The sequence below is a fragment of the Hyunsoonleella ulvae genome (genome assembly GCF_016827605.1).
Classification (GTDB): domain Bacteria; phylum Bacteroidota; class Bacteroidia; order Flavobacteriales; family Flavobacteriaceae; genus Jejuia; species Jejuia ulvae.
In genome coordinates, this window is record NZ_JAEPJQ010000010.1 from 54,569 (window position 1) to 65,881 (window position 11,313).

Sequence of the window (11,313 nt, forward strand, 5' to 3'; positions counted from 1 at the left end):
ACTACAGAAGTCATCTCTATAATATTTACCTATTGTAAAACGATTTCCCTTTTTGTTTTTTAGCTTCTTCTATAATAGCGATAAAAACAGTATCATCTATTTCTTCTATTGATCGATATCGTAAAGACTTTACAACTTTACGGTTCTCACTAACTAGATATGCATCGAATTTAGATAAATATGCAGAATGCCAAAATCCAATATCTACAAATTGTTTTTTATGGCTAGCGTTTAAATAACATACAGGTGTCTCCCCCATATAATAACAGGGAATACGCCATTTGTACTTTAGCTCAACATTAGGAATCGTATGTTCAATTATAACTTGTACATGCATTAAAATAGACCGATATGGTTCTGGTTGGTTAAGGATATATTCTTCAGCTGGATGCATTAGTAAATTTTAGTAACTATAAAATTAATAAAAATTTATGTGTCGATTTTCAATTTATTTTATTTACTTTGTATTTCAAAGTACTTTTATATGGAATCAAAAGATTATCTAAAAGACATTAGTGAGATTAAAAATATGATGCATAAATCCTCTCGATTTATTTCATTGAGTGGTTTATCTGGAATTCTTGCTGGCATTTATGCTTTAATTGGTGCTGCTATAGCTTATTGGTTGGTTACAACTTATAGTAATGGCTATTTAATTCTTGACGGATGGGTTTACCAGTCCTGTCTTTTTACTTTAGCCATAGTGGCTTTGTTAAGTATTGGCACAGGTATTCTCCTAACAACTAGAAAGGCAAAAAAAGATGGTGCTAGTATTTGGGACAGTACTTCACGTCGTTTAGTTTTTAATTTTTTAATTCCTTTGGTTGCTGGAGGTTTTTATATTTTAATCATATTAAGTCAAGGTAAATACGGACAATCTGGAGGTTTAATGCTAATTTTTTATGGTCTGGCTTTAATAAATGCTTCAAAATATAGTATCGGTGAGATTCAATATTTAGGGTATATTCAAATTATTTTAGGCCTAATTGGTGCTTGGAAACCTGGTTATGGATTCTGGCTATGGGTAATAGGTTTTGGCTTTATGCATATTATCTATGGCACTTGGATGCATTTTAAGTATGACTTAAAATAGTAAACAGTTTATAGTCACAGTATATTCAGTAACTTTAATCTAGAAACCTTGAATTAATAGAGTGAGCATCATTAACAACATAAATAAACTATTCGACCACCGTATAAGATTGGGCATAATGTCTATTCTTATGGTTAACGAGTATGCTGATTTTAATATGTTGAAAGAACTTTTAGGTGCTACGGATGGTAATTTAGCAAGTCATACCAAAGCTTTAGAAAAAGCAGAATATATAAAAGTAGAAAAGCAATTTATCGGTAGAAAACCCAATACCCGCTACTCTACAACCAAGCTAGGAAGAGCTGCATTTAAAAAACATATTGATGCCCTTGAAGCTATTATAAATCAACAGAAATAAATTTTTTTATAAATATACTTTGAAATTCAAAGTACTTTAAATTAAATAAAATGAAACAAATTCCTCTTATTATAGGTGCACTATTATTCAGCACCCTATTTCACAAACAAGGCGTTGGATTAAACCTTTTAATCTTTAGTGTTATTACAATAATAATTCTAATACTCAATAACACTAAGGCTTTTAAACAAAAACACACTATTGCTTATTCCATATTTTATTTCATAACAGCAGTATCAATTTTTTTGTATAACAATACTTTATCAATTGTTACTAATACTTTAGCTTTCGTTACGTTAGTTGGACAAGTTTCAGAACAAAACACTTCTATTTACGTGAATTGGCTCAATGGTTTATATTCATTTATTGCAGGCTTTTTTCATAGAAATTTCAATGTAAACGAATCAATACAAACAGTTGAACCAAAAAAAGAGATCGACTATTTACATCTAACCAAAATTGTTGGTATTCCTTTAGCTATACTTATAATTTTTATTGCCCTTTACAAAAATGGAAATCCCGTATTCAATAATTTAATTAATAGTATTGACTTTTCTGTTATCAACTTTCAATGGGTTTTAGTTGCCTTGTGTGGTTATTATTTGTTCTACAATATTTCGAAACCAGTAGTTATAAATTCTGCTACATCAAAAGATATTCAACTTGGAAACTCTCTTAATCATAAAAGTAGCTTAGATACTGAACCTTTGAAAAAAGAGTACCAATTCGGATTCATTGTAATTTCTGCATTAAATGCACTTATCATTATTTTTTTAATTACCGATATTTCCTTTTTGTTATCCTTTGAAGACTTAAGAGCATCCGTATTCTCAAATCAAGTACACAATGGTATAAATGCCTTAATAGCATCTATAATAATCGCCATCATCATCATACTCTATTTCTTTAGAGGAGACCTTAATTTCTACAAAAAAAATAGAAACTTGAAACTGGTTGCATATACTTGGATTGTTTTAAATGCCATACTAGTGGTTAATATTATTATTAAGGATGTACAATATATTTATTACTTCGGTTTAACCTATAAACGTATAGGCGTTTTAGTCTATCTATTACTTACTGTAATTGGGTTAACTACAACTTTTATTAAAGTAAGAAATCTTAAAAATTTTTGGTATTTACTTAGAACCAATACGGTAACAGCATTTATCATTTTAGTGATATCATGTACATTAAATTGGGATAGTTACATCACTGTCTATAATTTGAATTATGCTAAATCCATGGATTTTAATTACCTCATTGAATTATCCGATAATAACACATTTATATTAAAAGATTATTCAGATGAAAATAATTTAGATATGGAAAAAGCACTCGCAATAGAAAAAAAATTCAAATTATATCAAAACAAATTGAATGACAATTCATGGCAAGAATCTCAATTTGATAATTATAGAATAAAATAACCATGGATACACCTCTAACATTATTGAAATCAACTGGAATGTCTTTTTTAATATTTTGGGGAATAATCCTCACAGAAGAGAGAATGCCTATTGATACAGCACCATATATATTTTTATCCATAATTCCCATTTTTTTATGTTGTATGACAACTATATGCTTAACAGTTGCCCCCTTCTTCTGGTCGAAAAAAAAGAATAGCTCTTTACAGGAGGTTTATAATACATACTTCCCTTTTTATACTATTGTTCTTTTTACAATGTGTACTTATGGTTTGATAGCGTCTAGTTTTGAAATTCACATCTTAGCTTTTATAGCCTCAGCATTTTTCACATTACTAAGATCATGGAGTTGGCTTGCACAACCCTCAAAAACAAAATAAAATGAAACACATAAAAAAAACCATTAAAATAGGCTCTATTGGCTTAGTTATAATTCTACTTATAGATCTTACTATAACACATAAAGCAAAACCTTTTGTTTTTGATACTATAGATGATTTAAGCGCGAACAAAGTAGGACTTGTTCTTGGTGCTGGAAAACACTCTAAAAATGGACATATAAACCTTTATTATAAATACCGACTTGAAGCCACAATACAACTTTACAAGGCTGGTAAAATCGAATTTATATTAGTAAGTGGAGATAACGGAAGAAAAGATTATGATGAACCCACAGATTTTAAAGAAGACCTTATCCAACGTGGTATCCCAGCAAATAAAATTTATTTAGACTACGCTGGGTTCCGAACCTTAGACTCTATAGTAAGAGCAAAGAAAGTTTTCGGACTTTCACAATTCACAATTATTTCGCAAAAGTTTCATAATGAACGTGCCCTGTTTCTTGCTAAACATCATGATTTAAACACTATTGCTTTTAATGCAAAAGACATAAAAGGTAAATATGGTATCAAAACAAAACTTAGAGAGTCCCTGGCACGAACAAAAGCTGTATTTGATGTTCTATTCAATATAAAACCTAAGTATTTAGGTAAAACAATAGAAATTGTATGAGAATTAACAAAATACACCTAATACTAACGATTTTGCTATTTCTTACAGAAGTGCTAATCGCCATATTCCTAAAAACTGGATTCATCCGTCACACGTTTGGCGACTTTCTAGTAGTTATTTTAATTTATTGCTTCTTTAAAAGTTTCTTTAAAATAGATTCTAAAATTCTAGCAATAGCTGTATTACTTTTTGCCCTTTGTATCGAGTTGCTCCAACTCATCAATATACTTAGCCTACTGGATATGGCAGACAACTATAGCGCAAAATTACTCTTAGGAAGTACGTTTCAATTTACCGACTTGGTTGCTTATGCCTTAGGTATAATAACAATCTTGCTAGTTGATTTAAAATTCATATCAAATGGATAATATAAGACACCTCCTATTTAAACGATTTAAAATTATAGCAATACTAACGGTTTCAATGCTATTTAGCATCATTATTTTAATGATTAGAATAAAACTCACACACTCTTTCTTTTACCTGTTTTTGGTTTGGAATTTATTTTTAGCAGTCATTCCTTATGCTATAACCACATATTTAGTCAGCCTCCCCAAACTTAATAAATTGTGGTTAGGGTTTTGGTTTGGGGTTTGGCTGCTTTTTTTACCCAATGCGCCTTATATCATAACAGACTTATTGCATTTAAAAATAAGTAACACAACTTTCCTTTGGTTAGATATTTTAGTAGTTCTATCATTTGCTTGCACAGGCTTACTGCTGTTTTTTCTATCGTTTTATACCATGAAAGAATTACTATTAAAACGTTTTAGTTTAAAGAAAATGAATTACCTAATTTTTATATTATGCTTCTTAAACGGTTTTGGTGTATACCTTGGGAGGTTTTTACGCTACAACTCTTGGGAAATTTTAAGTAATCCAAAGTTTTTGTTTGAAGATGTTTACGCAATAGTAACTCAACCTTTTAGACATCCAGAAGCTTGGCTATTTACGTTCTTGTTTGGTTTATTTTTACGTTTTGGCTACTGGATATTTGAATCATTTTACGTCAATTCTAAGTTACATCAATCATGAAAGTAAAACTAATTTTACCAGCCCTTGCAGAAGCCGAAAGTCCTTTTTGGAGACCGATTAAATATTCGCTCTTCCCTCCCTTGGGGCTAGCCACGTTAGCTGCTTTTTTAGCTCCAGATGATGATATTGATTTGCAGGACCAGCATGTTGAAAAACTAAATCTTGACGACCAACCAGATTTAGTCATCATACAGGTTTACATTACAAATGCTTACAGATCTTATCAAATAGCAGATCTATACAGAGCAAAAGGTTGTTATGTAATCTTAGGTGGGTTACATGTTACTTCATTACCAAAAGAAGCTTCAAAACATGCCGACTCTATATTTTTAGGACCAGGAGAAGAAACGTTTCCTCAATTCTTGAAAGATTTCAAAAATAAAGTACCTAAAAAAGTTTATAGTTCCTCAATAAGGACATTAACCAAGTTACCCCCAATTAGAAGAGACTTAATAAAACGTCATAAATATTTGGTACCAAATTCTATCGTTGTAACTCGGGGTTGTCCCCATCACTGTAGTTTTTGTTATAAAGATGCTTTCTTCCAAGGCGGAAAATCTTTTTACACGCAATTAGTAGATGATGCATTGTCTGAAATTGATAGGCTACCAGGGAAACACTTGTACTTTCTAGATGACCATTTACTAGGAAATGCAAAATTTGCAAGTGAATTATTTGAGGGAATGAAAGGCATGAATCGTGTATTCCAAGGTGCTTCTACTGTTGATGCCATATTAAGAGGAAGTTTAATAGAGAAAGCAGCAGAAGCAGGTTTACGCAGTGTATTTGTTGGTTTTGAAACATTTTCTCCACAAAATCTAAAACAAAGTAATAAAAAACAAAATTTAAAAAAGGATTATGAAGCCGCAGTTAAGCGTTTACATTCTTTAGGTATTATGATTAATGGTAGCTTTGTTTTTGGTTTAGATGAGGATGATAAAGATGTCTTTAAACGCACTGTAGATTGGGGGATACAAAACGCCATTACCACATCAACATATCATGTTTTAACACCCTATCCTGGAACAAAACTGTTTAAGGATATGGAAGACCAAAATAGAATTATTACTAAAAACTGGGATCTGTACGATACACGACACGTAGTTTACAAAACCACCAACCTATCTGCTAAAGAATTAAAACAAGGGTACAATTGGGCATATAAAGAATTCTATAAATGGTCTAATATTTTTGAAGCTAGTTTTAATCATGAGTCACATAAACATAAATTAAAACATCTTTTATATTCTGGTGGTTGGAAAAAATTTGAACCGCTGTGGAATTTTTTAATCAAAACAAAAAACTTGAATAATATGCTTCCTCTGCTCGAATCAATTTTAAGTAAAGTTAATTACAAACCTAATCTAATTGAAATTAATAGTAAAAGCCCTTTAAAAACACAGATGTAATTAAACCTTACATCGAATAGTAATTCATTTTAATACTACAGATAAAGAAAACTCCTATATTCACGGTTGAATTCACAAAAACCAAGTTATGGCAGAAGTTCTTTACCCTAAGAGTCCCACAGATGTCCCTAAAAATATCACATCATTACCTTCGTCTTATCAGCTAAGAGCTTTTTTAGCTGTTTTAGCTATACTTTTATTTTTCATTTTATACGCAGCTCTGGTTACAGCATTAGGGTATTTGGTATACTATGCCATCATATATGATATGGGACGTATAAACAAACTTACAATCCTAATGAAAATTGGTGCAATTGCAGGGTCTGTAATGCTCTTTGTTTTTACGTTGAAGTTTATCTTTAAATTAAAAAACAACAAACCTAATAATCGAATTAAACTTAAGAAACAAGACTACCCAAAACTATGGGAATTTGTAAACAAAATTTGCAAAGAAACTGGAGCACCAAAACCTAAAAATATTTATGTAGACCCTGATGTAAATGCATATGTTGCTTACTCTAATATGTGGCTTAGTTTATTTTTACCTGTAAGAAAGGAACTTACCATTGGTATGGGACTTGTGGATTGTTTAAATTTTTCTGAATTTAAGGCTGTGGTGGCACATGAGTTTGGTCATTTTGCGCAACGTAGTATGAAAATTGGCAGCTACATAATTTCTGCCAATACAATAATTCATGATATGATTTTCTCTAGAGACAAATGGGATGACTTACTAGACCAATGGAGAGCATCAGATATTAGATTATCGGCAGCAGCATGGGGTATTACCCCTATTATTTGGATAATTCGCCAAATTCTTAATTTATTCTATCAGTTTTTAAATATTATGTATTCATCTCTCTCAAGGGAGATGGAATTTAATGCTGATAAAGTAGCCATAAGCACTTCTGGTAGCGACTCAATTATTTCTGCCCTTTGGAAATTAGAGAGCGGTTACACACATTGGAATAACACCATGAATCATGCTTATTTGGCTTCGCAGAAAAAATTATATACTGAAAACTTATACAACCATAATGCTCTGGCAATTGAAAAAAATCTGCCTCAGCAAGAAACACTACTTAATAATTTACCAACAGATTCCAGAGGTGGGAAAACTTTTTTTTCAAGTTCAGAACATTCTAAAGTAAGCATGTATGCTAGCCATCCTCCTAACGATAAGCGACAAGACAATGCCAAAACGCCTTTTATAAAGTGCGAGATAGACGAAAGATCACCGTGGCTATTATTTGACAAACAAGAACATCTACAAAAGGAAATGACAAAGTTAGTATATGATGTCTATTTTAATAAAAAAGATATGGTATTTTCTGAAGCTGACACTTTTGAAACCTTTGTGGCAACAGAAAACCAAGGTAAAACACTTCTTGAAGATTACGACAACACCTTCGAAAACAGATATTTACAAATCCCTGAAGAACAAGAACTAAAAGAAGAATCAATTTTAATTGAAACTTCTACAACGTATTTAAAACAATTAAAAACAAAACTAAAAGACTTAATGCAACCTGTTAGAGATATTGAAGCACTAATGACTAAAGCAAGTAATATTTCTCAAGGTACCACGAAGGAAACTTCATTTTCTTTTCACAACAAAACCTTTAAAAAGAAAAATTTACAAGAAGGTTATAACTTACTTATTACAGAACGTGAAAAATTATTTAACGAGAGTTTTAAGGACTGGGATTCATCATTTTGTGCTCTTCACTATGCTTTAGCTAAAAAAGCGTCCAAGACTGATACGCTTATTAATTTGTATAAGCAGCATACCCTATTATCTAACATCTACAGAAATTGCGTTCAAACCAAGAGTACTATATACTCTGAATTAAACAGATTGCAAAATAACGAAGAAGTAACACATGCCGTTATTAACAGTTTTAAACATAGAATTAACGACTTATTTGATAATTTGAATGAGGATTTAGCTAAACTAGACCATATCAATTTTGTTAAACTCCCAAACATTGATACCGTAGATGAGCTAAAAGAAGTTATTGTAGCTGGTGGCAGTTTTGAAAAAGGTAGTGGTAACATCTTTGAGAATGGCGCTTTTAATAAAATGATGACTGATCTTGAAAATGCCACAGTACACTGTCAACGCATAGATCAAAAAAGTGTTGGGGTAATTTTAGCGTTTCACAATGAATTACAAGATAATTTAGATTGATACTGAACACTACTCTACACCATCCACATAATCCTGTAAACTACTAAAACGGTTAGTCAATTTACCTTTTTCAGTGATTTTTGCGCGGTCAAGTATACCGTCTTTATCGTTATTAAAAAACGCCGGAATTACATGTTCTAAAAACATCTCGCCAAAACCCTCACTAGCATCTTGGGGAAGCTCGCATGGCAAATTATCCACTGCCATCACTGTAATTGCTCTGTCATCCTTAAAATCTATTTCTTTTTCGGTTGCTGGGTCGTATCCATAAATAGGGTCTGCAATGGTTGAAGCCCTTAGTGTTGTTGCTACAGGCCCATCAACATCGCAACTTATATCTGCTACTACTTTTATATCAAAATCTGGAGATTTCACATCTTCTCTTGTATAAAGATAAGGTGCACCATCGCCGTAAAAATGACCTGCAATGTAATAATCTGTTACTTTTGCAAAACGCATGAAGTTGGATTCGTACGTTTCGGGATGATTGAAAAAATCAAAAACATCGGTTACTTCTGCGCCATCCAATCTTTTATTGTAATCTAAGACATCTATTTTACAATATACTGGTTCGTTAAAATTATTACCTAAATAGTCTTCAACTGAAACTGACCTTATACGCATAGCGTCCAACATTTCTTGTGCACCGTTTGACACCTTTCCACTTCCCGTTAGCAGTATTTTCATGTTTGGCAGTTCAATTCTCTTTAATTCTTCAATTAATGCAGCTTGATTTGGCAACGGACCTGCTTTTGGCAAATTCCAAGCATCATACTTTAAACCCCAAGCTCTAAATCCGTTGTAGGCTCCAACAATTCCTGCGTATCTTCCAAACCCTATGAGGCGAAATCCTTTGTCGTTTACAATGGTTTCATGATCATATAATTCGATATTTTTTTCTAAAATAGCCTGCAACAACTTTCTGTTATAAGGCTGTTTTTTTATGGTATGCGAAAAGAAAAAGTATTTTTTGTTGGGTATCAAAGCCTCAATTGGCACTTCTTTTACGCCTATCATTACATCGCAGTCCGTCACATCTTCGGTTACCTCAAAACCTTTATTAGCATAAGTTTCATCTGGAAATACACGAATATCTGATGACTCTACTATAAATTCTGCTTTTGGAAACTTTGCTTTGGCTTCAATCAATTTAGCGGGTGAAAATACAACCCGACGGTCTGGTGGATTTTTACGTTCTTTTATGATGGCAAACTTCATTCGAGTATGTTTATTTGTTTAATCGTTGATTCGTTTAACTGCTTACTGTCACTGTGCACTGCCAATTGAACCTTTGGAATAATTTTTTCTCTAAATTAGTTGGATTTAGGATGATTAGCAAAGATTTAGGTAAATTTACCCTTAGCGTTAGGGATAGAAGCGGCATCCTTTGCGTGAAGTTAGTTATGATAAATATTTAAATCAATAACTTGTTTGTCTTGAATTGATGAGATCCCGAAACAAGTTCGGGACTGCTTCGCAGAAAGATATAGCGGATAGCCCGACCCCTTGTGGGTAACGCCATAAATTAATTATTAGATCGACCGATTTTTACGTTTAATGTAATGATTCGCATATTGCACCGTAATTTTGAAATACCCAAAAGTCCATACCAAATTACAAGTTAAGTTTTAGATTGTAGTTTCTATTCAAATTCAAAGAAAACAAATAATATAAGGTAATTATTATTACAAAACTCATACATCTTAATGGCATAACACGAGGATTCTTCTAATCTTCTAAGCCCTACTTTATCCAACTATTGAAACTGGTTCGCCTAAGACAATCCCACCGCATCAAATGCTAAAATTAATAGCACAAAATCAAAACATTAGATAAAAATCTAGCACTTCTTTAAGGCAAAAGACCTCACACAATAACATACAGTAAATTAACCTATTAAATAAAGATATTTCATACAAAAAATGATTAATAGCGCACAGGATAGTACAGTATGGTTTTTTGGATAATATCGTAACATCTAAATTTTTATGCTATTTAACGATATATTTTTATAGTGACTATTTAATTAAAAATATTTATGACGAATTGCTTTTAGTATCTCCCCCTCTCTATCCATAATTTATTATTATTTATATCAACCCTAATAAATAGTAGTAGCACTTTAGCTTCTTTGTTTAAAAACTAACATAACTAAATTAGAAACTAATGAAAAGAATTACTTCAAAAATCACAGGGTTTTTATTACTAACATTTTTCGCGCTCCAAATACAAGCGCAAATTATTGAAGGAACCACTTACAATTTAAAAAATGTTGCAACTGGTGAGTACCTAAAAGGTTTATCAACCAGCACATACGAATCTGGTCCTTTAGGTGCAGGCGGCGCAGATTTTAATTTTAATTTTGTTGCTGCTGGTACTGGAAATGCATTTTGGAATATTGATAGTGAAAACAGAGGTTCTATGCGAGGTGTAGGAGGAACCAGAACAACAGTCCATACAACAAAAGCGCCTCCTACAAATGATAATGATAAAATTTGGACAGCGGTAAATGTTGAAAATAACATTTATCAGTTTTACTTAGGAACTAATGATAATTTCTATCTCCAATGGGACACAGTTTCTGGTGCTTTGGTTCTTTCTAGTGATGGAACCGACCAAAGTACGCAATGGGTACTCGAGGAACAAGTAGAACTAGCCCCCTACAATGGTGTGGCATACAATGGCGTAATACCGCAACTTGGAGCTACTCCTAATGTACCTGTAGTTATTGAGCTTGAAAATTATGACGCGCTAAGCTCCGACCCTTCTGGAGACGGTGCAAACTT

10 protein-coding genes and 1 pseudogene are annotated in these 11,313 nt (G+C 32.2%); 9 read left to right on the forward strand and 2 right to left on the reverse strand.

The features are described 5' to 3' along the window. Positions 1-25: 25 nt before the first annotated feature. The gene (locus JS605_RS17275; RefSeq protein WP_203258981.1) at positions 26-394 is read right to left on the reverse strand and encodes a DUF1801 domain-containing protein; all 369 of its coding nucleotides are present in this window, start codon (positions 392-394) and stop codon (positions 26-28) included. 90 nt (positions 395-484) lie between these two features. On the opposite strand from JS605_RS17275, the gene JS605_RS17280 reads away from it, so the two are divergent. From JS605_RS17280 to JS605_RS17315, 8 genes are all read left to right on the forward strand, one after another. Further along, the gene (locus JS605_RS17280) at positions 485-1,093 is read left to right on the forward strand and encodes a hypothetical protein (RefSeq protein ID WP_203258982.1); all 609 of its coding nucleotides are present in this window, start codon (positions 485-487) and stop codon (positions 1,091-1,093) included. 61 nt (positions 1,094-1,154) lie between these two features. Continuing rightward, complete coding sequence (locus JS605_RS17285; RefSeq protein WP_203258983.1) at positions 1,155-1,451, forward strand: winged helix-turn-helix domain-containing protein; 297 nt, start codon at positions 1,155-1,157, stop codon at positions 1,449-1,451. A gap of 50 nt (positions 1,452-1,501) precedes the next feature. Then, on the forward strand, positions 1,502-2,881 hold the full coding sequence (locus tag JS605_RS17290; RefSeq protein WP_203258984.1) for a DUF4153 domain-containing protein: 1,380 nt from the start codon (positions 1,502-1,504) through the stop codon (positions 2,879-2,881). A gap of 381 nt (positions 2,882-3,262) precedes the next feature. Then, positions 3,263-3,892, forward strand: coding sequence for a SanA/YdcF family protein (locus tag JS605_RS17295; protein WP_203258985.1), 630 nt, complete (start codon positions 3,263-3,265; stop codon positions 3,890-3,892). Beyond that, the gene (locus JS605_RS17300) at positions 3,889-4,260 is read left to right on the forward strand and encodes a ribosomal maturation YjgA family protein (RefSeq protein ID WP_203258986.1); all 372 of its coding nucleotides are present in this window, start codon (positions 3,889-3,891) and stop codon (positions 4,258-4,260) included. The genes JS605_RS17295 and JS605_RS17300 overlap by 4 nt, the downstream gene beginning before the upstream one ends. Further along, on the forward strand, positions 4,253-4,927 hold the full coding sequence (locus JS605_RS17305) for a DUF1361 domain-containing protein (protein ID WP_203258987.1): 675 nt from the start codon (positions 4,253-4,255) through the stop codon (positions 4,925-4,927). Before JS605_RS17300 ends, JS605_RS17305 begins: the two co-directional genes overlap by 8 nt. After that, the gene (locus JS605_RS17310) at positions 4,924-6,336 is read left to right on the forward strand and encodes a B12-binding domain-containing radical SAM protein (protein WP_203258988.1); all 1,413 of its coding nucleotides are present in this window, start codon (positions 4,924-4,926) and stop codon (positions 6,334-6,336) included. Before JS605_RS17305 ends, JS605_RS17310 begins: the two co-directional genes overlap by 4 nt. An 88-nt stretch (positions 6,337-6,424) precedes the next feature. Further along, positions 6,425-8,527 (forward strand): M48 family metallopeptidase, encoded by a 2,103-nt coding sequence (locus tag JS605_RS17315; protein ID WP_203258989.1) that lies wholly within the window; start codon positions 6,425-6,427, stop codon positions 8,525-8,527. Between the two features lie 9 nt (positions 8,528-8,536). Here JS605_RS17315 and JS605_RS17320 read toward each other — a convergent pair whose 3' ends face one another. Further along, positions 8,537-9,745: an NAD(P)-dependent oxidoreductase gene (locus JS605_RS17320; RefSeq protein WP_203258990.1), complete on the reverse strand. Its 1,209-nt coding sequence runs from the start codon at positions 9,743-9,745 to the stop codon at positions 8,537-8,539. A gap of 948 nt (positions 9,746-10,693) precedes the next feature. Between JS605_RS17320 and JS605_RS17325 the strand changes: the two are divergent. Further along, a pseudogene (locus JS605_RS17325) lies at positions 10,694-11,313 on the forward strand (hypothetical protein); the annotation flags it as partial.